This window comes from Bradyrhizobium sp. NBAIM08 (assembly GCF_020193935.1).
Classification (GTDB): Bacteria; Pseudomonadota; Alphaproteobacteria; order Rhizobiales; family Xanthobacteraceae; genus Bradyrhizobium; species Bradyrhizobium yuanmingense.
The window spans coordinates 1-435 of record NZ_JADYVR010000483.1; the positions used below are offsets into that span (position 1 = coordinate 1).

The 435-nt window shown below is 71.7% G+C and carries 2 pseudogenes; both read right to left on the reverse strand.

Annotation, left to right across the window (positions count from 1 at the left end):
• A pseudogene (locus I6F37_RS40555) lies at window positions 1-229 on the reverse strand (serine hydrolase); the annotation flags it as partial.
• A 21-nt stretch (window positions 230-250) separates the two neighbouring features.
• Window positions 251-435 (reverse strand): annotated as a pseudogene (locus I6F37_RS40560) (aldo/keto reductase); the annotation flags it as partial.

Sequence of the window (435 nt, forward strand, 5' to 3'; positions counted from 1 at the left end):
CCGCGACGGCGAGGCCGAGGGCCGTCGACGTGAAGCTCTTGCTCAGCGAGCACAGCAGGTGCGGGCGCTCGGCGGCGTACGGCGACCACCACCCAGCAGCCAGCACGTGGCCGTGGCGCAGCACCATGAGGCCGTGCAGCTCGACGTCGGGGTCGGCCTCCACGGCGTCGAGGAAGCGCAGGATCCCGCGCGCGTCGACCCGCTGGGCACCGGGCGTGCTGGTCGGCAACGGGGCTGCGGGCACCGCGGGTCAGTCGGGTATGTAGGCGAAGACGTCGGGGTTGGGGCCGGTGCGGCCGTCCTCTCCCTTGTCCAGCGCCGTGATCGCGGCGACGTCGTCGGCGTCCAGCGAGAAGTCGAACAGCGCGAAGTTCTCCGCGATGCGCGACGGGGTCGTGGACTTGGGAAAGACGATGTCACCGCGCTCGATGTGCC